Genomic DNA, 21,215 nt, shown 5'->3' on the forward strand with positions numbered 1-21,215 from the left:
AAAAAAGCCGACCCTCGGGCCGGCTTTTCGTGGGCGCTGTGTCTTCAGCGCGTCAGGCCATCTCAGGCGGCGGCCAGCGCAGCAGGACGCGCCAGGCGCAACGCATGCATCCACGCACGGCGCAGCACGGCCGGCGAACGCGATTCCTCGGGAATCAGCAGGAAGCCGCGGTCGCGCAGTGTGGTGCCCAGCGCGATCTGGCTGGTCAGCACGGTCAGCGGAATCGCCAGCAGCAGCGGCAGGCCGACGGGCATGAGCCAGATCAGCGCGCTCGGGTCGATCATCGCGACGCCGACGGCCAGCATGCCGATCACCAGCGTCATGGGCGCCAGTTGCGTGGCCGCAATCTTCCAGGGCACGGCGTTGGCTTCACGCGGGGGCGACTTCCAGTCGAGCTTGATGCCGGTGAGGGCGACCAGCACGAACAGCGAGTGCGCGAGCATGCGGACCGGCGCCTGCACGATGGCCAGGGCGCTTTCCATCACCGAGCTCTTCACCAGACCCCAGGTGCCGCCGTACTGGCGTTGCTCGCCGCGCATCAGCACGGCCGCGATGCCCAGCACGCGCGGCAGGAACAACAGGCACAGGGTCCAGACCCAGAGGCCGGCCAGTTCGGCGGGCAGCACGCTCCAGCTCGACACGAGGCTGGAACCGCTGAGCCACAGGGCCGTGCCCAGCGTCAGGAACGCGAGCCACAGCGGGGCGGAAACGTAGGCCATGGTGCCGGTCACGAACATCGCACGGTGCACGGAATGGATGCCGGGCTCGGCCATCAGGCGGGCGTTCTGCAGGTTGCCCTGGCACCAGCGGCGATCGCGCTGCAGTTCGGCCAAGAGGTCCGGCGGTTGCTGCTCGTAGCTCCCGACCAGGTCGGACACCAGCCACACGTTGTAGCCGGCACGGCGCATCAGCGCGGCTTCGACGAAATCGTGCGACATGATGCCGCCCGACATGCCGCCGGTGCCCTTGATCGGGGCCAGCGCGCAATGCTTCATGAAGGGCTCGACGCGGATGATCGCGTTGTGGCCCCAGTAGTGCGATTCGCCCAGTTGCCAGAACTGCATGCCCAGCGTGAACAGGCGGCCCGTCACGCGGGAAGCGAATTGCTGTGCGCGGGCGTGCAGCGTGACGTGGCCGATGGCCTGCGTCGCGGTCTGGATGATGCCGGCGGTGGGGTTGGCTTCCATCAGCTTGACCATCGAGGTCAGGCAGTCGCCGCTCATCACCGAGTCGGCGTCGAGCACGACCATGTAGCGGTAGTCCTTGCCCCAGCGGCGGCAGAAGTCGGCCACGTTGCCGGCCTTGCGGTGCGTGCGGCGGGTGCGCAGGCGGTAATACACCTCGACCTGCGGCTGGTTCGGGCTTTCGGCCAGCGCGGCACGAAGGTCTTCCCAAGCGGCGCGCTCGGCCGCGGCGGTTTCGGGGCTGTAGCTGTCGGACAGCACGAACACGTCGAACTGCTTCGCGTGACCCGTGGAGGCAACCGATTCGCAGGTAGCGCGGAGGCCGGCGAACACCGTGGCAACGTCTTCGTTGCAGATCGGCATGATGATCGCGGTGCGTGCCTCGGGGTTCATCGGGTGGTTGGTGACCTGCTTGGCCGACAGCGCGTGCTTGTCACCGCGCACCGAAACGTAGAAGCCCATGAGGGCGGTCACGAAGCCGGTCACGACCCAGCCCGAGAGCAGGCCGTACAGGCCGATCTGGCCGTATTCGAGCCAGACGTTGTTGTAGTCGGGTTGCACGCCGGCGAACAGCGTCGAGGCGATCACGGTGCTGAGCACGGTGAGCAGCATGAAGGCGTTGCGGCGACGGGCCGCGGCGCGCTGCCACGGCTGCTTGACCTGGCCGGCCGATTCGGCGGATTCAGCGTCGGTGCCTTCAGCCGCACGGCCTGCGCCGAGCTTGACCAGGAGGGCGGTGCCGATGCTGTTCCAGAAACCGCGCCAGGGGCGGGGCGCCATCGAACCGCGGTTGACGGGCGGTGCGGTGACCGAATTGGGGTGGCGTTCTTCGCGGACCGGGCTGCGGTGCGTGAAATCGGCTTCGGTCAGCACGTTCAGTTGGGAGAAGTCAGTGGGCTTCATGTGATTTACCAACGTTGCTTGTCGAGGGAAGGGGTGTCGCCAATGGCCGGAAAGCGCTTGATGACGCAATCGGGTTCGGCGCCGCCTGCGCTGGCGAGCGCGGCGAGCGAATGGCCCGCGGCACGGGGCCGCGAGAGGGAAAACTGCTTTTGACGCAGGCCGTCGCGCTGCGGGCGCAGTGCGAAAGATGGGCTGGTAAGTGCTGTCATGCCAGTACAGGGGCAAACCCTGTGCCAGCATGGAAAAACGCTTTCAGATCAACGACTTGGAGCGATCTGGATACGGATTTCGGTGGGGAGGCCCGCCGGAGGCCCTCAAAACCCCTGTTTTTGTCGCCGAATCCCGACAAGCCTTGGCGGCTGGTGGGATATGCCCTTTGAAATCAACGACTTAGGGGCGTCGCTACTCGGCGACAGGGTCCGAGCCCGGAGCGACAGCGTCGGCCTTGAAATGCCCCGGCGTGAGTTCGTGCTTCTGCAGCAGCCGGTAGAACTCGGTGCGGTTGCGGTCGGCCAGGCGGGCCGCGTCGGCCACGTTGCCGTCGGTCAGTTTCAGCAGGCCGACGAGGTAATCGCGCTCGAAACGCTGCTTGGCATCGGCATAGGTCTGGACCTCGACCGTCGGCACGCGCAGCGCGCGTTGCACCAGCGCCAGGGGAATCAGCGGCGAGCTCGACAGCGCACACACCTGCTCGACCACGTTGAACAGCTGGCGCACATTGCCCGGCCAGGCGGCCGTGGTCAGTGCTTTCAGCGCCTCCGGTGCAAAGCCCGAGAGCCGCTTGCCGTACTTGGTCGACAGGCGCTGCAGGAAGTGGTTGGCCAAGAGCGGAATGTCCTCGCGCCGCGCCGACAGCGGCGGCAGCGTGAGCGTCACCACGTTGAGGCGGTAGTAAAGGTCTTCGCGGAACTGGCCCGCCTCCATCGCGGCGTCCAGGTCGCGGTGGGTGGCCGAGACGATGCGCACATCGACTTCGATCGACTGGCTCGCGCCCAGCGGCCGCACCGCGCGCTCCTGCAGCACGCGCAGCAGCTTCACTTGCAGGGCGGGGGGCATGTCCCCGATTTCGTCGAGCAGCAGCGTGCCGCCGTCGGCCTGCTGGAACAGGCCCTTGTGGTTCGCGTGGGCGTCGGTGAAGGCGCCCTTCATGTGGCCGAACAGCTCCGACTCGAGCAGCGCCTCGGGAATGGCGCCGCAATTGACAGCCACGAACGGCTTGTCGGCACGCGCGCTGGCCTTGTGGATGGCGCGCGCGAGCAGTTCCTTGCCGGCGCCCGAATCGCCGCGCAGCAGCACCGAGGCGTCCGACTTGGCGACCATGCGCGCCTCGGCCAGCAGCTCGGCCATGCGGTTGCTGCGGCTCACGATCTCGGCGCGCCAGCTTTCGTCGCCGCTCTTGGCCGGCGTGCTGGCGGGGGCGCCGAGCGCCAGCGCCTGTCCGATCTTGTCGAGCAGTTCGCGCGCGTCGTAGGGCTTGGTGAGGTAGGTGAACACGCCGCGCGCGGTGGCTTCGACGGCGTCGGGAATCGTGCCGTGCGCGGTGAGCAGGATCACCGGCAGCGAGGGGTGGCGCTTGCGGATCTCGTCGAAGAGGGCGAGGCCGTCGCGGCCCGGCAGGCGCACGTCGCTCAGCACCAGCTGCGGATGCTCGATCTCCAGCTGGGTGAGCGCGGTTTCGGCCGAGGTGACGGCCGTGACCTGGTAGCCCGCCGACACCAGCCGCATCGAGATCAGACGCAGCATGTCCGGGTCGTCGTCGACCACGAGGAGGCGGGCACCGGAAGTACTCATGGGCCTGGCTTGTTTCCGTTGGTTGCCGGCGCCGGGGCTGCTGCCGGGGGCGGCGCGGCGGCGGGCCGCGCGAAGCTGCGTTCGATGGCGCGCAGCGCTTCGATGCGGTCGTTGAGCTGGTCGATGCGGCGCTGGCTGTCGCGCAGCTGCTGCACCTGTTTGTCGCGGTCGTCCTCGACGCGGCGCTGCTCCACATAGCGGGCGGCCAGTGCGCGCGCGAGCGGGTGCAGGGGCTGCGCCTCGGGCGACGGGTTGGCGATCACGCGCTGCAGCAGGCCCAGCGCGCGTGCCAGGTCGGCCGGCACGCGGGTCTGCGACAGCAGGATTGCGAGCTGCATCTGCGTGGTCGGCGAATCGCCGGGGTCGCCGATGCGGGCGATCTCGGTGTTGAGTTCGCCGCCGCCGAGCGGACGCACCTTGTCGGCATACGACAGCATGGCGGCCTGCGGCCCCTGGGTCATCAGCGTGAAGAGCGAGGCCGGCTGCGTGGCGGGCGCACGGGGCTCGGCCTCGACCGGCATGACGCGCGGCACGACGGCGGGCGGGGGCAGTGCATCGGCCTCGGCGGGCGGCTTGGGGCCTGTGGCGCAGGCGGCCAGCAGCAGGGCGAAAGGCATGGCCAACGCCGCTGCGAGGGTGGGACTGCGGACGAACGGAAAAGACATGGGTCGAAAAAGGGACGCGAAGCGGTGATTCAGATGGGAGGAGTGCCGGGAAGGGTCAGGCCGTGCGCGGCAGCTCGATGCGAAAACGTGCACCGGGCCCGCCAGGCTGCAGCGTGATGCGGCCCCCGTGGGCTGCAATGTACTCCTGCACGATGGAAAGTCCGATGCCGGTGCCTTTCACCGTGTGCTCGGGCTGGCGTTCGCCGCGGAAGAAGGGTTCGAAGATCCGGTCGCGGTCGCCCTCGGCAATGCCCGGCCCGGCGTCGTTCACGTCGATGTAGACCGCCTCCGGCGTGCCCGACACCGCGAGCGTGATGACGCCGCCGGTGATCGAAAAGCGGATCGCGTTGGACAGCAGGTTGGCGATCGCCGTGCCGAGCTTGGTGCGATCGACCGTGATCGCGATCGGCTCGCCTTCTGCGCGTACGCGCAGGCCATGCGACTGCCATTGCAGCCGCTGGGCCTCGATCTGCTCCTCGATCAGCGGCAGCAGCTCGGTGCGTTCGCGGCGCAGTTCGCGCGCCTCGAAGGCGGCAGCGTTGAAGCGCAGCAGCGCCTCGATCTGGCCCTGCAGCGACACGGTGTTCTGGTTCAGGATCTGCGCGACTTCGAGCTGCGCCGGATTCAGCGGACCCGTCACGCCGTCTTCGAGCAGCGAGACGCCCTCGCGCAGCGCGGCCAGCGGCGTCTTGAGTTCGTGCGACACATGGCGGAGGAACCGCGCCTTGTCGGCGTCCAGTTCGGTGAGCCGCAACCGCAGCCATTCGAGCTGCTGCGACACGCGCCGCACGTCGGCCGGTCCGCGGATGTCGATCGGTTCGTCCAGCCGGTTCTGGCCGAGGCCGACGATGGCGTGCTCCATGCGCTTGAACGGGCGCGCGAGCCAGATGCCGAAGGCCAGCGCCAGCACCACCGCCAGCACGCTCGCGGCCACCACTTCGCGCATCAGCCGGCGGCGCGCGTTCTCGATGCGCTTGGCGAGCGCGTCGTTCTGCATCTCGATGAGGAACTGGGCCTGCTGCGCGAGGCTGGTGTTGAGCGTGTCGAGCTCGCGGAACTGCATGGCCATCGTGCTTTCGCGCGTAAGGGCGCTGTCGGCGCTGCCGCTCATCAGGCCTTCGATCACGCCCAGCTGCGCGCGCCACGGCTCGATGCTGGCGGGCAGCAGGCCGTTCTTCTCGAGCCGTTCGAGCACCTGGTGCGACTCACGCGCGGCCTCGTCGAAACGGCGGCGCAGCACCGCGTCGTTGAGCACCAGCGACTGGCGGCCGGCGCGCTCCATGGCCGCGCTGCGTTCGGCCAGCGACTGGGACGCGCCCGAAAGGCGCAGTGCGCGGGCCGCGGCATCGCGGCTCTGGGTCATGAGCGCGTCGTACTGGAACACCGAGCGCAGCGCCACGCCCACCAGCAGCGCGGTGATCAGCAGAAAGGCAAAGAGCAGGAGCTGCTGGAACGAGCCCCGGATCGACGGTCGCTTCGCCATCAGTGGGCGAGTGCCACGGCGGGCTGCTGCAGCGCCGGCGACGATTCGCGCGTCACCACTTCGCCGCGCAGCGTGTAGGCCAGCGAGCGCGTGATGCGCAGGTCGGTCATCTGGCCGACCAGGCGCGCGTCGCCTTCGAAGTTGACGACGCGGTTACAGGCGGTGCGGCCCATCAGCTCGTTGGCGTCCTTGCGGGAAGCGCCTTCGACCAGCACGCGCTGCGTGCTGCCCACCAGCGCGTCGCCGAAGCGGCGCACGTTGCCGTCGATCACGCGCTGCAGCGTCTGCAGGCGCGCGAGCTTCACCTCGTGCGGTGTGTCGTCGTGCAGCGCGGCGGCCGGCGTGCCGGGGCGCGGGCTGAAGATGAAGCTGAAGCTGTTGTCGAACTGGCAGTCGTCGATGAGCTTCATCATCTTGGCGAAGTCTTCGTCGGTCTCGCCGGGGAAGCCGACGATGAAGTCGCTGGAGAGCGCGAGCTCGGGGCGGATGGCGCGGAGCTTCCGCACGGTGCTCTTGTATTCCATGGCGGTGTAGCCGCGCTTCATCGCCATCAGGATGCGGTCGCTGCCGTGCTGCACCGGCAGGTGCAGGTGGCTCACCAGCTGCGGCACCTTGGCGTAGGCCTCGATGAGCCGTGGCGTGAATTCGTTCGGGTGGCTGGTGGTGTAGCGGATGCGCTCGATGCCGGGGATCTCGGCGACGTATTCGATGAGCAGCGCGAAATCGGCGATCTCCGCGGTGTCGCCCATGCGGCCGCGGTAGGCGTTCACGTTCTGGCCCAGCAGGGTGATCTCGCGCACGCCCTGGTCGGCCAGGCCGGCGATTTCCACCAGCACGTCGTCGAGCGGCCGGTTCACTTCCTCGCCGCGGGTGTAGGGCACCACGCAGTAGCTGCAGTACTTGGAGCAGCCTTCCATGATCGACACGAAGGCGGTCGCGCCGTCGACGCGCGCGGGGGGCAGGTGGTCGAACTTTTCGATCTCGGGGAAGCTGATGTCCACCTGCGGGCGGTTCAGGCGCTCGCGGTCGTTGAGCATCTCGGGCAGGCGGTGCAGCGTCTGCGGGCCGAACACGATGTCGACGTACGGGGCGCGCGCGATGATGGCCGCGCCTTCCTGGCTCGCCACGCAGCCGCCCACGCCGATCTTCACGCCCTTGGCCTTCAGGTGCTTCACGCGGCCGAGGTCGGAGAACACCTTCTCCTGCGCTTTCTCGCGCACCGAGCAGGTGTTGAACAGGATGAGGTCGGCCTCGTCCACGTTCTGCGTCGGCTCGTAGCCCTGCGCGGCGTTCAGCACGTCGGCCATCTTGTCCGAGTCGTACTCGTTCATCTGGCAGCCGAAGGTCTTGATGAATACTTTTTTCATGGGGTGCTCTCTCGATGCCCTCCGGGGATGGAGGGCGCGGCGGGCGCGGAAGGCCTGCGCCGCCTCTTTTTGTCTATCTATGTGCAGCGGTTACTGCGTATTGAGGGTGTCGTTCGTGGCGAACGGCCAGATGTTCAGCAGCGGCTTGTTCAGCGACTCGCGGCTGGCCACGGCTTCCTCGGGCGTGAGGATCCAGATCTCGCGCAGCAGGCCGGCGGCATCGCGGGTGTAGTTCACCAGGTACTTCTGGCCAATGATCGCGCCGGGCATCACCAGCATGTTCTGCGGGCTGCGGATGCGGGCGCCGGCGCCGAGGCGGTCGGCGTTGCCGTCGAGCTCGACGTCGGGCGCATTGGTCACCATGAACTTGCCGCGCAGCGTGCCGATGGGGAAGTTGCGCCCGCCGTTGAGCGATTCGTTCTGGGTCTGCGGACGGGGAACCTCGTCCTGGGCGCTGGCTTGCAGGGAGAAAAGTCCGGCGCTGGCGGCGAGGGCGCAAAGCGCGGTCAAAGTGAGGGCATTCATGGTTTTCTTGCAGCGGTTCATGGGGTATATCCAGAGGCTGTGGAGCGGCGATTTTAACGAGGGGGTATGGCCCCCGTCGCGCCGGCCACAGCAGGTTGAGCGCGGGCTTTTCGGTTGACCTGCTTTACATTTCTTTACGGGAACCATGAACGCCGTGAGTTGGGCGCTGATTCAATAGCCAGTGTCAGCCCAAAGTGCACAAGAACCCATGAAGAAAAATGCTGCCATTGCCCTTGCGGGTGTGTTGATCGTAGCCGTCGCAGGCGGGTGGTGGAGCATGTCCGGAGACAAGGCCGGGGCAAAGAATGCGAAGACGGCCGCCGCCTCCGGAAACGGCGCCGCATCCGGCGGCAGCGCCCCCGCGCTGGTGACTCTCGCCACCGCCGAAAAGCAGGACGTGCCGGTCACGGTGCAGGTCAACGGCAGCGTGGTGTCCCTCAACAGCGTCGACCTGCGCCCGCAGGTCACCAACACCGTCAGCACCGTTCATGTGAAGGAAGGCCAGTTCGTCAAGGCGGGCCAGCTGCTCTTCTCGCTGGACGACCGCAACGACCAGGCCAACCTGGCCCGCGCCCGCGCCCAGCAACAGAAGGACGAGGCCACCATGGCCGACCTGGAGCGCCAGTACAAGCGCAGCCAGGACCTGGTGGCGCAGAACTTCATCGCCAAGAGCGCGGCCGACGCCACGCTCTCGCAGCTCGAGGCGCAGCGCGCCGCCGTGGCCGCCGACCGTGCCGCCGTGCAGTCGGCGCAGGTGGCGCTGGGCTATGCAACCCTTCGCGCGCCGATTGCCGGACGCATCGGCGCCGTCAACATCTACCCGGGCACGCTGGTGCAGCCGACGCTGTCGCTGGTCACCGTCACGCAGCTGGACCCGATCGCGGTGAGCTTCCCGGTGCCCGAAGGCAACCTGCAGGACCTGCTGGAAGCCGCGCGCAACCGTTCGCCGGTCGAGGCCCTTGTCACCGGGCGCAAGACGCCGCTCATCGGTTCGCTCGATTTCGTCGACAACACGGTCGATCCGCAGATCGGCACCGTGCGCGCCAAGGCTGTGTTCGCCAATGCCGACCAAGGCCTCTGGCCAGGGCAGTTCGTCGGCACGCGCATCACCGTGCGCACGCTCAACGGCGCCACGGTGGTGCCGGCCGCGGCGCTGATGATGCTGTCCGACGGCACCTCGCTCTATGTGGTCGATGCCGCCAGGAACGCCACCCGCCGCAAGGTGAAGACGCTGCACACCTTCGGCACCAAGGTGGCCGTGAGCGGCGTGGAGCCGGGCGAGCAAGTGGTGATCGAGGGCAGCCAGAACGTGCGCCCGGGGGGCAAGGTGCGCGTCGACGCCAAGGGCGGCGGGCCGGGTAGCGCGCCCAACGGCACCACGGGCGTGACACCGGGTAGCGCGGCTTCGTCCGAAGGCACCGACAACGTCAAGCCGGCGCCGCAGCAGGAACGCGCATGAACATCTCGGAGCTCTGCATCCGTCGTCCTGCGATGACGGTGCTGTTGTCTGCCGCGGTGGTGGTCATCGGTATCTTTGCCTACTTCAGCATTCCGGTCGCGGCGCTGCCCAGCTACAACACGCCGGTCATCAACGTCAACGCGCAGCTGCCCGGTGCCAGTCCCGAGACCATGGCGTCCTCGGTCGCGCTGCCGCTCGAGAAGCAGTTCTCGACCATTCCGGGCCTGCAGACCATCAGCTCGGTCAATACGCAGGGCGTGACCTCGCTCACGCTCGAATTCGTGAGCAGCCGCGACATCGACGCCGCCGCGGTCGACGTGCAGGCCGCGCTCTTGCGTGCTCAACGCCAGCTGCCGCAGGAACTCACGCAGCTCCCCTCGTACCGCAAAGTAAACCCGGCCGATGCGCCGGTGCTCTTCATCGCGCTGATCTCGCCCTCGATGAACCCGGCCGAGCTCAACGACTACGCCGAGAACCTGATCTCGCCCACGCTCTCGACCATCGACGGCGTGGCGCAGGTGGGCGTGTACGGCCGCAAGGCCTTCGCGGTGCGCATCAAGGCCAACGCCGACCTGCTCAACGCGCGGAACATCACGCTCGACGAACTCGCCAAGGCGGTGAACTCGGCCAACGCCAACACGCCGGTCGGCGTGCTCGACGGCCCGCGCCAGACGCTCACCATCCAGGCCAACCGCCAGCTCGTGAAGGCGGCCGATTTCGCCAAGCTCATCGTCGGCCAGCGCAACGGCGCCCCGGTGCGGCTGGACGAAGTGGCAACCATCGAGGACAGCTTCGAATCGGTGAAGACCGCCAGCAGCTTCAACGGCCAGGACTCCATTTCGCTGGCCGTGCAGCGCCAGCCCAATGCCAACACCGTGCAGGTGGTGGACGCGGTGCGCGCGCTGATTCCGCGCTTCAAGGCAGAGCTGCCGCAATCGGTCGAGATCCAGATGGTGAACGACCGCTCGCTCTCCATCCGCGAGGCGGTGCACGACGTGCAACTCACGCTGCTGGGCACCATCGCGCTGGTGGTGCTGGTGATCTTCTTGTTCCTGCACCGGCTGGTGGCCACGCTGATTCCGGCGGCCACCATTCCGATTTCGCTGATCGGCGCGGTCGCGCTGCTCTACGCCTTCGGCTATAGCCTGGACAACGTCTCGCTGCTGGGCATCACGCTGGCCGTGGGGCTGGTGGTGGACGACGCCATCGTGGTGCTCGAAAACATCATGCGTTACGTCGAAAAGGGCATGGAGCCCTTTGCGGCGGCGCTGCGCGGTGCGCGCGAGGTGGGCTTCACCATCGTGTCGATTTCCATCTCGCTGGTGGCGGTGTTCATCCCGATCTTCTTCATGCCGGGCGTCATCGGTCTCCTGTTCCACGAGTTCGCGGTGGTGGTGGCGCTGGCGGTGCTGGTGTCGGCCATCGTCTCGCTCACGCTGGTGCCGATGCTCGCGAGCCGGCTTCTGAAGCATGTGCCGCGCGAAGAGGGCGCGCTCGACCACGAGGAAGAACACCCCGAGCCCGGCACCGCCATCGGCCGCGCCTTCGAGCGCGGCTATCGCTGGGTGCACAGCAACTACATGCGCACGCTCGACTGGACGCTCGCGCACCGCTGGGTGATGCTGACGGCCGCGGGCCTGACCTTCGTCGTCACCGCCTGGCTCTTCGTCACCATTCCCAAAGGCTTCTTCCCCGAGGAAGACATCGGCCAGATCCAGATCACCACCGAGGCCGCGGAAGACATTTCCTTCACCGCCATGAAGGTGCTGCAGGACCGCGTGGCCGCAACGCTCAAGGACGATCCGAGCGTCGATTACGTGAGCTCCTTCGTCGGCGTCGGCGGCCCGACCGCCACGCAGAACTCGGGGCGCCTGTTCGCCGTGCTCAAGGCGCGCAGCGAGCGCCCGCAGATGGCCAAGGTGCTCGAATCGCTGCGCCAGCGCTTCCGCGAGATTCCGGGCATTGCCGTCTACATGCAGCCGGTGCAGAACCTGCGCCTGGGCGGCCGCCAGAGCAAGGCGCGCTTCCAGTACACGCTGCAGAGCGTGAACGCCGGCGAGATGGTGCCCTGGGCCACGCGGCTCATGGAGCGCATGCGGGCCGATCCGGCCTTCCGCGACGTGACCAGCGACTCGCAGAACCGCGGCCTGCAGGCCACGCTGGAGATCGACCGCGACAAGGCCGGCGTGCTCGGCGTGGCGGTGGGCGACCTGCGCACCGCGCTCTACAACGCGTACGGCGACCGGCAGATCGGCAGCATCTACGCCGCGAGCAACACCTACCAGGTGATCCTCTCGGCCGCCGACAACGACCGGCAGTTCGAGGACGACGTCTCGCGCCTGTCGGTGCGCAGCACCACGGGCAGGCTGGTGCCGCTGTCGGCCTTCTCGACCATCAACCGCACCGTGGGGCCGACCTCGGTGAATCACCAGGGCCAGTTGCAGGCGGTGACGGTGTCGTTCAACCTCGCGCCCGACGTGCCGCTGGGCAACGCGACCGCCAAGATCGACCAGTTCAAGAACGAGCTGAACATGCCGCAGTCGATCATCACCACCTACGGCGGCGATGCGGCGGTGTTCCAGAGTTCGCAGTCGAGCCAGGCGGTGCTGCTGGTGCTCGCGGTGCTGGTCATCTATGTGCTGCTGGGCGTGCTGTACGAGAGCTACATCCACCCGCTGACGATTCTGGCGGGGCTGCCGTCGGCGGCGGTGGGCGCGCTGCTTTCACTGAAGATCTTCGGCTTCGACCTCACGCTGATCGCGACCATCGGCATCCTGCTCCTGATCGGCATCGTGAAGAAGAACGCGATCATGATGATCGACTTCGCCCTCGACGCGCAGCGCACCGAGGGCATGAAGCCGGTCGACGCGATCCGCGAAGCCTGCCGGTTGCGCTTCCGTCCGATTCTCATGACCACGCTGGCCGCGCTGATGGGCGCATTGCCGCTCGCATTGGGCCTCGGCGCCGGCGCCGAACTGCGTCAGCCGCTGGGCGTGGCGGTGGTCGGCGGGTTGATCTTCTCGCAGGTGATCACGCTCTACATCACGCCCGCGATCTACCTCGCGCTGGACCGCTACAGCGGCTCGGGGCCGATGGTGGAACTGCCGGGCGAGGCGAAGGCCGAGGCTGCAGCGGGCGGTCACGCCGCCTCGCACGCCTGACGGCGATCCAAAAGATGCCGGATGGCCATGAGCGTGAGCCACCCGGCCAGAAAGGACTTTGGCAGTCCTGCGAAGCGTCACACCCGGGCCATCGCCAATGGAAGGCGGGCCTCTTCTACAACGGCTCCTCCCGTTCCCTCCTCCGCTCTTCCCATCCATGTGTGTGACGGGATGAATGATGGCGATGGGTGAAGGTCTCGACGGTATCCAGCGATACAGGAAGTGGGCTTTTTTCTTACGGTGACGCATCGCGGAAACGCCGCAAGGCCGGCGCATTCGGGATGCTGACCTGCCGGGCCCGCGTTTCAATGAGCCCGTGTCCCGCCAGCGCATTCAACGTGCGGGTGACGGTGACGCGGCTCAATGCCGTCATGGCGCCGATCTGTTCATGCGTCAGATCGACGGTGAGTTGTTTCGATGCCTGCGCCGATGGCAGGCGTGCCACGCGCAGCAGCAAATCGATGATCCGCTCCTTGGGTGCCGCCGAGGCCACCCCGGCAAGCTTGGCGACGATCATGTGATTCTTGAAGCCGAGCAGCTGGATCAACGAGGTCGCGAGCTCGGGAAGCTCCGAAAATTGCTGCGCGACATCCGCCGGGCGATAGCGGCTGAGAATGGCCGGCGCGACCGCCCGGGTCGTCGTGGGCCGAGGACTGTCGGCAAACGCCGGGCCTTCGCCAAAAATCGCACCCGGTCCGAAGATCTCGAGCAGGAACTCCGAGCCGTTGCTTCGGTGGATCGTGGAGTGAACGAATCCCGATCGCAAAAGATAGAAGTAGTCGTGCCGTTCGCCTTCGCGCGCAATCGTGTCGCCGGCCTCCAGGGTGACGAAGCTTCCCAGATGCGTGGCGTTGGTCCACGGCGCAGACAGCGTCTGGGATGCATCCCAACTGGCGTACGCCGAGGGGGTGGGATTGGTTCTTCTCATGGGAGTGTCTTGCCCGGGTCGGAGAAAGGCAAGCGGCCCATCGTGCCGTCGCGCTAGGTCGTGGGCTCGTCGAGCGGCGTGTCCGCCGCCAGGTGGGCGGTGTCGCTCCAGCCCACGAGGCTGAAGCCCTCCGGCGTCCACAGCATGCGGTTGATGGCCGCATTGCCGAGCTGCCAGGTGCGCGGCGCCTGCAGTTCCTGGCGGGTGGCGGCGCGGTAGAGCACGTCCATCACGCCGCCGTGTGCGACCAGCGTGACCAGTTGGCCCGGATGGCGCGCCGCCAGCTCGGCGGCCACGCGCGTGACGCGATCGCGGAAGGTCAGGAGGCTCTCGCCGCCGACCGGTTCGAATTCGGGATCGCGCTCGCGCCAGCGCTTGGCGTCTTCGGGAAGCATCGATTCGATCTCCGCGAAGCTCATGCCCTCCAGGTGGCCAAAAGCGCGCTCGCGCAGGCGAGGCTCGGACTGCACGGCGAGCCCATGCGGCTTGGCGATGGCCTCGGCGGTCTGCCAGGCGCGCGAGAGGTCGCTGGCGTAGATGACGCCGATGTCCTCGTCCGCGAGCGCTTGGCCGGCCCGCTGCGCCTGCCAGAGCCCGGTGGCGTTGAGTCCGATGTCGATCTGGCCCTGGATGCGGGTGTCGACGTTCCAGGCGGTCTCGCCGTGGCGGACGGCAATCAAACGGGTGGCTTCTTGCATCCGCTCGATTCTAGAAGTGGGCTATTTCGCGACCGGCGTCTTCGCCGTGGCCAGGTCGATGTTCACCCGGCGCTCGCCCTGGGGCGGATTCGGAAAGCCCTGCAGCGCGGCCTGGAACATCACCGGCAGGATCGCCGCGCTCACGTTGTACGGGCCGTCGTTGCGGGCCCGGGTCTCGTAGACCACGCGGTTCGTGCCGGCTTCGCGCAGCACGATGCTCACTTCGCGCTCGTACCAGGGGTTGGCCGCCGGCGGAAAGAACGCCGGGCCGCCGTACCAGCCGCCATACCCGCGGCGGCCGTAATAGCCGTAGGCGCCGCCGTAGCCATAGCCCCAGGGGCCGTCGAAGAGCCACGGATCGGCCCAGGGCGAGAGGCCGGCGGTCACGCGGGCGCCGATCTGCGCGCTGTACTGCGGCTTGGCGTCGTCGCGGCGCAGGCCCACTTTTTCGAGCGCCGAGGCGGCCATCGCTTCGAGCGAGTCCTGCCGGGCGGTGTCGGCCTGCTGCGAAGGCAGGCGTTCGAAACGGTAGGTGGCGCCGGGCGGCACGGTGCCGAGCGACGAAAAACTCTTCACGTCGCTGTCGACCACCCAGGAGGTGGCGCAGCCGCTGAGAGTCACTGATGCTGCTGCTACCAAAAGCAGAGCGAGAGAAGTACGTTTCATGAAGGGTCTCCGGGCAAGCGATGCCCAAAATTCCCCTGGGTAGCCGATCAGCCCTGGACGATGCGAAGGGCTGCGGGTGCCTGGGAGAGCAAGTCGAAGGAGGGCGTGTCGAAGGCCTTGTCGCCGTCGTCGTCGGCCACGCCCGTCGCCTTCAGACCCTTGAAGTCGTGGCGCGTTCCGTCGAGCAGGTGCGAAGGCACCACGTTCTGCAGCGCGGTGAACATGTTCTCCACGCGGCCGGGGTGCTTCCGGTCCCACTCGCGCAGCATTTCGCCGACTTGCTTCCTCTGCAGGTTCTCCTGGCTGCCGCAGAGGGTGCAGGGAATGATCGGGAATTCGCGGTGCTGCGCCCAGCGCACCAGGTCTTTTTCGGCCACGTAGGCGAGCGGGCGGATCACGATGTGCTTGCCGTCGTCGCTCACCAGCTTGGGCGGCATGCTCTTCAACTTGCCGGCGAAGAACATGTTGAGGAAGAAGGTCTGCAGCATGTCGTCGCGGTGATGGCCCAGCGCGACCTTGGTGGCGCCCAGCTCGTCCGCCACGCGGTACAGGATGCCGCGGCGCAGGCGACTGCAGAGGCCGCAGGTCGTCTTGCCCTCGGGAATGACGCGCTTGACGATGCTGTAGGTGTCCTGGTTCTCGATGTGGAAGGCCACGCCGAGCTCGCTCAGGTACTTGGGCAGAACCTCTTCGGGAAAGCCGGGCTGCTTCTGGTCGAGATTGACCGCGACGATGTCGAAATGGATCGGTGCGCGCGCCTTGAGCTTGAGCAGGATGTCCAGCATCGCGTAGCTGTCCTTGCTTATCGGACGTAGAGCCCATCAAGAACATGCTTTTTCTGAGGCCTTCGAGAGGGACGGATCGCAGCGGCTAAGGCGCGGTCCTTTACAGCCGTTGAATTTTGTCAAGAAAAGTCGCTAGACCGGCCAATGTTTACATCGGAGGGGCGTCGCTGACAAGTCTTCCCTACAATTCCACGAAAGGTTCCCTATGAGTGTTGAATTTAATAAGCTACGCAAGCGCATCCGCCGACTCGCCGGCCAAGCTGTCGTTGACTACGGGATGATCGAGGAAGGTGACCTCGTCATGGTCTGTCTGTCGGGTGGGGCAGACAGCTACACCATGCTGGACAGCCTTCTTTACCTCCGGGAAGTCGCTCCGATCAATTTTGATGTCGTAGCGGTCAACCTCGACCAGAAGCAGCCAGGCTTCCCCGAGGACATCCTTCCCGCATATTTGACTCAGCTAAACGTCCCGTTTCGCGTCATCGAGGAGGACACCTACTCCATTGTCAAGGAGAAGGTGCCTGAGGGAAAAACGACTTGCGCTCTTTGCTCAAGGCTGCGGCGCGGCATCCTCTACCGGACGGCAGTGGAATTGGGTGCGACCAAGGTAGCGTTGGGTCACCATCGCGACGACATTTTGGAGACGCTGCTTCTCAACATGTTCTTCGGCGGAAAGCTGAAAACCATGCCGCCGAAGCTGGTCTCAGACGACGGACGAAATGTCGTCATTCGCCCACTCGCATACTGCAACGAGCGAGACATCAAGGCCTATTCGGCGGCGATGAATTTCCCGATCATTCCTTGCAACCTTTGCGGCTCTCAGCCCAACCTTCAGCGCAGAGCAATGAAGGAAATGATTCAAGAATGGGACCGACGCTTCCCGGGGCGCTCCGACAACATGTTTCGTGCATTGACGGATGTGGTGCCGTCACACCTACTGGACCGAAAGTTGCATGACTTCAACACGCCAGCGAAGGTGAGCGGGGAACTGGATGACGTCAGCAACTGGCTTGCTGCGCCGAATGAGCCTTCAGAAGTTGTCGCAGCCCCGATCCGGCTCATACCTGTTATTTCGACCATCGGTAGTTCAGCTAGCTGATCGGGGAGCTTGGCGCCGAATGGGGATCGACGAGCGCATGAACACAACAACCCGGGCGAAGCGCAGAGGAATACAGTTCCTTGTCGTCCGGCAGCGTCTTCGGATTGGGTCTCTACCTATCTTCTCGCCTTCTGCGTGTATTACTGGGCAATGGAAGAGCCAGCAGTCCGATGCCACCAGGCAATAGGGACACGTTGTGGACTAGCTGCATGTGACGCAACTGCAGTGCGGCTTGTTTCGCAGACAGGTCGGCAACCTTTAGTTCCAACTCAAAAACTCGCTTCACGTACCAAGACCGACTGTGCTGGGGAGCGCTCGAGCGCTCAGCATCTGGTTTCTTTGCTGCCTCGTATGCGTTGTAGATGGCCTCATTCGCGCTGAGCGATTGGCGCGACCACACGTCTGAAGCTTTGAATTTCTTGGCAATTTGCTTTCTTAGTGAATCCCAGGTCAATCGCTGCTTGGCCGGCCATTCTTTCAAGATGACGACGATCGCCGTTTCGGCCCTCCGATTAATTTTCGGCATTCCCATGGTCATCTCTTTCCGGCGGCGTGCCGACATGTTTCTCATGTAGCCGAGACGTGAGCTCGGACAGGCCCAGAGCCGCTGGCGCCGCATCGAACGTCACGATCGTGCCTGGTGCAATTGAGGGGTCATTCTCCACAGCGAAGATCTCTTCACAGCGAGCGCGAACCCATTCGTGTTGTCTGATGTGGCGCTCGATTGGCTTCTTCAGGCCCCCGCTCGATCGCAACTTTTTGCGCCCCTCGGCGATCATGTGGATCGAGTGCTGATGCATTTCTTTGATGATCGGCAAGCGCTTCTTGTCCCCTTTCATCCAGACGTGGTGGCCACACCCCATGCAGTCGCCATGCTGTTCACAAGGATTGAGAGACCAAGATGTTGAGCATCCCCCCACTTCCGTGATTTGCTTGGGTGTAGCTCTCTCAAAGAGAAAGATTTTTCGATCTACTACTTCAATTGTTCGAGCGGCGTTCGCCACAGGGCCAGTCACCTTAAAGTCGACTGCCGGATCGAACCCCTCGATAGAGCCGCTCACGATCTCTGCTGGGGTGCGCAAATCGTAATGTGCCGACTGCGTGCCTGACGTTCGTCCCGCAAGTAGATCAAGGTACTGCTCGCTCACCCCCAACGTTAGCGCTCGCGTTTGAAGATAGGCTCGTGTGTCGTGAAGGGTGAACGATGGATATTCTCCATTCGAAAGTTTGATGTTCAGTGTCGCGAAGAGTCTGGGAGGTTTACCCAAGCGCACGCTAGTCCATCTGAGAAAGCGAGAATGCGTGACGACAACAGGGCGCCACCAAGCTCGCTTCCGCGCCAAGTGATCAGTTTCCTGATCAATCTGACCATCAAACGCAGCGCAGAGGACCTCGTCGAGCCGCGTCTTTCTGTCTCTGGATGAGTAAGGCCAGTGAGGGAATCTTGCCTTCTTGAAGTCCGCCAAAAGTCTGCTACGCAACTCTTCAACACTGGAAAAACAGGAAAGACTTCGCCCAGCCACCAGAAAAGCCAGTTCGATTCCGATCTTCTGTCCTTCGTTTGCAGAGATCGAGTTGAGTAAGTAGTCCCGATCAATGAAGATATCTTTTTCAAGCAGTTGAACTTCACCGGGCAATTTGACCCCGATGACCCTGAGCAGCACGCTCAGATCGAGGTGTGATAGGTAGATTCGCCCTGAGACTTGAGATCTGGTCTGCTGCGGGAAGAAGTCTTGGGGATGGTTCACGCCACGTAGCGTGCGCAGCTTGACGCAGATGACCTTCGAGATCTTGTCGTAGAGCGAAGGGTATTCACGAGCCATTAAATCCACGGCACTGACGGGTACATATGGGTCATTCTTTCTGGTGCCGAACGGAGGTCTTCTGAAGTACGATTGCGAAAAATCGCTCTGCAGGTGGTCCGGGATATACAGCTGATTGATCTTTTCGAAGCTGTCGAAGTTCTCAATGTAGTACTTGAACGCTGCTCTTGCGTCCGCTGAGAAATTGGAGGCGACCTCGAACAGTTCCTGGGCAAGAGCCTCGAGTTGCTTCGGGATAGGAAGTTCTTGGTACAGATCGGTCTTGGGTCGATGAATTGATATCCGAACCCTTCCTTCAACGCTCCTGAGGGCGTCGGGGTGGAGCTGCAATAGATCCGATAGACGCATCGACACGGTTGTGAAGGGCAGCGCTACCAATGCGGCCATTGAGGTAACTTCGTGCGCCGGACCGAAGCGCTGTTGCGCGGAACGGTATGCCAGTCCAACAGCTGCTACGATTTCATTCGGTAGCCGCCTGGACTGGCTCTTCTTCTGCACATCTTCATCAAGAAGTTGTGCTTTCCGTTTCGTCGGCATGGGCACCTTGGACCTGAAGGTGAAACGAGTTGCCAGCAGGCCGAATCCGTATTGGCCAAACCTGAAGCTTTTCGTGTGATGGCCACCCTGCAACATGCCTGCAATCAAGTCCAACTCGCGTCCAATATCGTATTTGACAGATACGCAATCTGATCCGCCAGTCAAGGCTTGTTCGGCGAGGGCGAAGGTCGCACGCGTCAGCAAGCTTGGGTCGTTGTTTCCAGAGTTGAGCTGGCGCAGGGCCCAGTCTAGAAGCTCCAGGGTGCGGGCGATCGTCTTCGGTGTCCCTCTCAGATTGCGGTAGATGACCATCACATTGATGTATGTCTTCGCAAACATGAGAAAACGGTCTCCACCAACCATTGCCTCTGGGTCGGTAACCTTGGGCGGCCCTGTTCGAGTACGAATGAATATCTTTCGTGCCCTCGCGCGGTGCTCGAGTTTTATGAGCGGTAGTCGTGTGGTCTTGTCACCCGCTTTCAGACGATGTGGAGCCATCGCAAACCATGGAACACTTGGGTCATAACCTTGCTCGTGCACAGCGTCAAAACCTGCGACTCCACCGGGGCATCCCCACCTGAAAAACTCCTCAAATCTGTCAGGGCCTGCAGCAGTCTGGCTTCTGAAGAGCGGAACTACTCCTTGCATTCGTTTTCCCTTCTGCGCTCACAGATTTCCATGACTTGCTTCACCGCGGAGATGATGTTGTCGTCTCTTTGAATCGTTTCCACTGGCAATAGCATCAGCACTTTCCTTTCTCGCGCCTTCTCCATCTTCGCTAGAACTTGGTCGTGCGGTCCATCTACGAAGGCCTTGAACCGCGGACAGATATAGCAACCATCGGGAGCTAAAACGCCGCATAGTTCATCTCCGCATCCGCCCAGGCTGTCGTTCAACTCGGCGTCGAGGATGAGGTTGTCTTCAGGTATGGACTTCTCGTTGCCCGCATCCAGCACCGAACCTCTAAACGCGTCTATGACAAGCACAAAGTGCGGATCCATCTGCCGCTCATACGCCTCAGCCATCTCGTCGGTCAAATTGACATAGCGCGTGAGCGAACCGGTGGTGGTGTGAAAGGCCGCCTGCCTGAGGACCTCCAATGGAGCACCGAGGATGGCCAGATGGGTGAGTTTTGTGTGTTTGAATCGCCTGGTGAAAAGATCGAGATCGCCTAGGTCTGCAATGTGGTCTGTGATTCGCCCTCGAGTGCGAACTATCAGAGATGTGATACCGAGGGATCGCTTCTGTAGAAAAGGAACGTGCTGATTGATGTTGACGCAAAAGAGTGGCTGATCGGGAGAAAGGTTGGGGCCAGACAGCTTCTCCATCCAAGCCAGCTGATCGCGAAGAGCCACGTGTACAGCCTCTGAGACGCTCACGGTCATCATCCTCGAGCGGCTCGGTCTTCCATGGAGTTTGACCAAAGGCACTGCGAGTGTCTTGGCGGACAATGAAACGTCCTTGACCCTCAAGAGTTGCATTTGCGAGGGCCGCAAAGCCTCGGAGATCATCAGACGCCAAAGCAGGTTCTGCTGTGGATTGAACTTCCCGTCGATGTACAGGTCATCTACTTGTCGATGAATCGAGCGCACCTTCTCGATCGAGAAGGGGCGCTCGTGCACCTTCCTTGCCTGAATCTCGATGGAGGTCGCGCTCTTCGGCGATTGAGAGGTCAGAATGTGCGCCTTGAGGTCTGGGGCGACGCCTGGATATCGGAGACGTATCCAATACCTCAACAAGCTCCTGAGCGTCTTTAGATCATTCGGTGAAGATTGCCGCGCTTCCTCCATGTACATCTTCAGCGTGATGGATGCAACTCTTGCGGTGAGATTCAACCTTCTGATCATCCGCTCAAAACGGGAAAACCACTGGACCGCGGTTGAGACCTTGCGGTGGCCGTCCAAGGCGTGCAGAACCACTGCGTAATAAATGGTCGCTGTTGCGGGCGTCAGCAGATCCTCGACATTCCTGAGCCTGAATACGCTTTCTATGCCATCGGTTTTGGGAAGCATCATGCCGTCCAAATTGACGGGGATGAGCCGCGATTCGTTGTCGATGACCTTGATGTGAGTTGGAAGACCGTCGGGAAAAACTTCCTCGCTCCCCACGACGAACTCAGTGTATGGGCCGTACATTCCGCG

15 protein-coding genes and 2 pseudogenes are annotated in these 21,215 nt (G+C 64.0%); 3 read left to right on the forward strand and 14 right to left on the reverse strand.

Annotated elements, in window-relative coordinates; all coding sequences use genetic code 11:
• Positions 1-62: 62 nt before the first annotated feature.
• The 7 genes from mdoH to NU688_RS17970 all read right to left on the reverse strand — a co-directional run bounded on the left by mdoH (position 63) and on the right by NU688_RS17970 (position 7,918).
• Complete coding sequence (gene mdoH, locus NU688_RS17940) at positions 63-2,087, reverse strand: glucans biosynthesis glucosyltransferase MdoH (RefSeq protein WP_257862122.1); 2,025 nt, start codon at positions 2,085-2,087, stop codon at positions 63-65.
• Between the two features lie 5 nt (positions 2,088-2,092).
• Positions 2,093-2,296, reverse strand: coding sequence for a hypothetical protein (locus NU688_RS17945; RefSeq protein WP_257862123.1), 204 nt, complete (start codon positions 2,294-2,296; stop codon positions 2,093-2,095).
• A 193-nt stretch (positions 2,297-2,489) separates the two neighbouring features.
• A complete protein-coding gene (locus NU688_RS17950; RefSeq protein WP_198787992.1) occupies positions 2,490-3,878 on the reverse strand; it encodes a sigma 54-interacting transcriptional regulator in 1,389 nt (462 codons plus the stop codon).
• Positions 3,875-4,495, reverse strand: coding sequence for a hypothetical protein (locus tag NU688_RS17955; protein ID WP_257862124.1), 621 nt, complete (start codon positions 4,493-4,495; stop codon positions 3,875-3,877). The genes NU688_RS17950 and NU688_RS17955 overlap by 4 nt, the downstream gene beginning before the upstream one ends.
• Positions 4,496-4,598: 103 nt before the next feature.
• A complete protein-coding gene (locus tag NU688_RS17960) occupies positions 4,599-6,026 on the reverse strand; it encodes a sensor histidine kinase KdpD (protein ID WP_257862125.1) in 1,428 nt (475 codons plus the stop codon).
• The gene (gene miaB, locus NU688_RS17965; RefSeq protein WP_257862126.1) at positions 6,026-7,393 is read right to left on the reverse strand and encodes a tRNA (N6-isopentenyl adenosine(37)-C2)-methylthiotransferase MiaB; all 1,368 of its coding nucleotides are present in this window, start codon (positions 7,391-7,393) and stop codon (positions 6,026-6,028) included. The genes NU688_RS17960 and miaB overlap by 1 nt, the downstream gene beginning before the upstream one ends.
• Positions 7,394-7,483: 90 nt before the next feature.
• Positions 7,484-7,918, reverse strand: a complete 435-nt coding sequence (locus NU688_RS17970) for a hypothetical protein (RefSeq protein ID WP_257862127.1) — start codon at positions 7,916-7,918, stop codon at positions 7,484-7,486.
• Positions 7,919-8,195: 277 nt separating this feature from the next.
• Here NU688_RS17970 and NU688_RS17975 point away from each other — a divergent pair, with 277 nt between their 5' ends.
• Both NU688_RS17975 and NU688_RS17980 read left to right on the forward strand, forming a co-directional pair.
• Positions 8,196-9,377 carry an efflux RND transporter periplasmic adaptor subunit gene (locus tag NU688_RS17975; protein ID WP_257862415.1) on the forward strand — a complete coding sequence of 394 codons (1,182 nt, stop codon included), beginning with the start codon at positions 8,196-8,198 and terminating at the stop codon, positions 9,375-9,377.
• Positions 9,374-12,538 (forward strand): efflux RND transporter permease subunit, encoded by a 3,165-nt coding sequence (locus NU688_RS17980; protein WP_257862128.1) that lies wholly within the window; start codon positions 9,374-9,376, stop codon positions 12,536-12,538. Before NU688_RS17975 ends, NU688_RS17980 begins: the two co-directional genes overlap by 4 nt.
• A gap of 235 nt (positions 12,539-12,773) precedes the next feature.
• Here the strand turns inward: NU688_RS17980 and NU688_RS17985 are convergent, their stop codons facing one another.
• The 4 genes and pseudogenes from NU688_RS17985 to ttcA (NU688_RS18000) all read right to left on the reverse strand — a co-directional run.
• The gene (locus NU688_RS17985) at positions 12,774-13,466 is read right to left on the reverse strand and encodes a Crp/Fnr family transcriptional regulator (protein ID WP_257862129.1); all 693 of its coding nucleotides are present in this window, start codon (positions 13,464-13,466) and stop codon (positions 12,774-12,776) included.
• Between the two features lie 53 nt (positions 13,467-13,519).
• Positions 13,520-14,164, reverse strand: a complete 645-nt coding sequence (locus tag NU688_RS17990; RefSeq protein WP_257862130.1) for a histidine phosphatase family protein — start codon at positions 14,162-14,164, stop codon at positions 13,520-13,522.
• A gap of 21 nt (positions 14,165-14,185) precedes the next feature.
• The gene (locus NU688_RS17995; protein WP_257862131.1) at positions 14,186-14,830 is read right to left on the reverse strand and encodes a DUF4136 domain-containing protein; all 645 of its coding nucleotides are present in this window, start codon (positions 14,828-14,830) and stop codon (positions 14,186-14,188) included.
• 47 nt (positions 14,831-14,877) lie between these two features.
• Positions 14,878-15,630: pseudogene (gene ttcA, locus NU688_RS18000) on the reverse strand (tRNA 2-thiocytidine(32) synthetase TtcA); the annotation flags it as partial.
• A 199-nt stretch (positions 15,631-15,829) separates the two neighbouring features.
• Here ttcA (NU688_RS18000) and ttcA (NU688_RS18005) point away from each other — a divergent pair.
• A pseudogene (ttcA, locus tag NU688_RS18005) lies at positions 15,830-16,714 on the forward strand (tRNA 2-thiocytidine(32) synthetase TtcA); the annotation flags it as partial.
• Positions 16,715-16,826: 112 nt separating this feature from the next.
• On the opposite strand, the gene NU688_RS18010 reads toward ttcA (NU688_RS18005), so the two are convergent.
• The 3 genes from NU688_RS18010 to NU688_RS18020 form a co-directional block, all read right to left on the reverse strand.
• Entirely contained in the window at positions 16,827-17,246 is a 420-nt protein-coding gene (locus tag NU688_RS18010) for a hypothetical protein (RefSeq protein ID WP_257862132.1), read from the reverse strand.
• The gene (locus NU688_RS18015; protein ID WP_257862133.1) at positions 17,227-19,413 is read right to left on the reverse strand and encodes a hypothetical protein; all 2,187 of its coding nucleotides are present in this window, start codon (positions 19,411-19,413) and stop codon (positions 17,227-17,229) included. The genes NU688_RS18010 and NU688_RS18015 overlap by 20 nt, the downstream gene beginning before the upstream one ends.
• Positions 19,414-19,709: 296 nt before the next feature.
• Complete coding sequence (locus NU688_RS18020; RefSeq protein WP_257862134.1) at positions 19,710-21,209, reverse strand: hypothetical protein; 1,500 nt, start codon at positions 21,207-21,209, stop codon at positions 19,710-19,712.
• Between the last annotated feature and the right edge of the window lie 6 nt (positions 21,210-21,215).

Source organism: Variovorax sp. ZS18.2.2 (genome assembly GCF_024701975.1).
Classification (GTDB): Bacteria; Pseudomonadota; Gammaproteobacteria; order Burkholderiales; family Burkholderiaceae_C; genus Variovorax.

Coding starts and splice junctions, on each gene's coding strand:
- mdoH (WP_257862122.1), bottom strand. CDS start 2,087: ATGAAGCCCACTGACTTCTCCCAACTGAACGTGCTGACCGAAGCCGAT.
- NU688_RS17945 (WP_257862123.1), bottom strand. CDS start 2,296: ATGACAGCACTTACCAGCCCATCTTTCGCACTGCGCCCGCAGCGCGAC.
- NU688_RS17950 (WP_198787992.1), bottom strand. CDS start 3,878: ATGAGTACTTCCGGTGCCCGCCTCCTCGTGGTCGACGACGACCCGGAC.
- NU688_RS17955 (WP_257862124.1), bottom strand. CDS start 4,495: ATGCCTTTCGCCCTGCTGCTGGCCGCCTGCGCCACAGGCCCCAAGCCG.
- NU688_RS17960 (WP_257862125.1), bottom strand. CDS start 6,026: ATGGCGAAGCGACCGTCGATCCGGGGCTCGTTCCAGCAGCTCCTGCTC.
- miaB (WP_257862126.1), bottom strand. CDS start 7,393: ATGAAAAAAGTATTCATCAAGACCTTCGGCTGCCAGATGAACGAGTAC.
- NU688_RS17970 (WP_257862127.1), bottom strand. CDS start 7,918: ATGAATGCCCTCACTTTGACCGCGCTTTGCGCCCTCGCCGCCAGCGCC.
- NU688_RS17975 (WP_257862415.1), top strand. CDS start 8,196: ATGTCCGGAGACAAGGCCGGGGCAAAGAATGCGAAGACGGCCGCCGCC.
- NU688_RS17980 (WP_257862128.1), top strand. CDS start 9,374: ATGAACATCTCGGAGCTCTGCATCCGTCGTCCTGCGATGACGGTGCTG.
- NU688_RS17985 (WP_257862129.1), bottom strand. CDS start 13,466: ATGAGAAGAACCAATCCCACCCCCTCGGCGTACGCCAGTTGGGATGCA.
- NU688_RS17990 (WP_257862130.1), bottom strand. CDS start 14,164: ATGCAAGAAGCCACCCGTTTGATTGCCGTCCGCCACGGCGAGACCGCC.
- NU688_RS17995 (WP_257862131.1), bottom strand. CDS start 14,830: ATGAAACGTACTTCTCTCGCTCTGCTTTTGGTAGCAGCAGCATCAGTG.
- NU688_RS18010 (WP_257862132.1), bottom strand. CDS start 17,246: ATGGGAATGCCGAAAATTAATCGGAGGGCCGAAACGGCGATCGTCGTC.
- NU688_RS18015 (WP_257862133.1), bottom strand. CDS start 19,413: ATGTTTGCGAAGACATACATCAATGTGATGGTCATCTACCGCAATCTG.
- NU688_RS18020 (WP_257862134.1), bottom strand. CDS start 21,209: ATGTACGGCCCATACACTGAGTTCGTCGTGGGGAGCGAGGAAGTTTTT.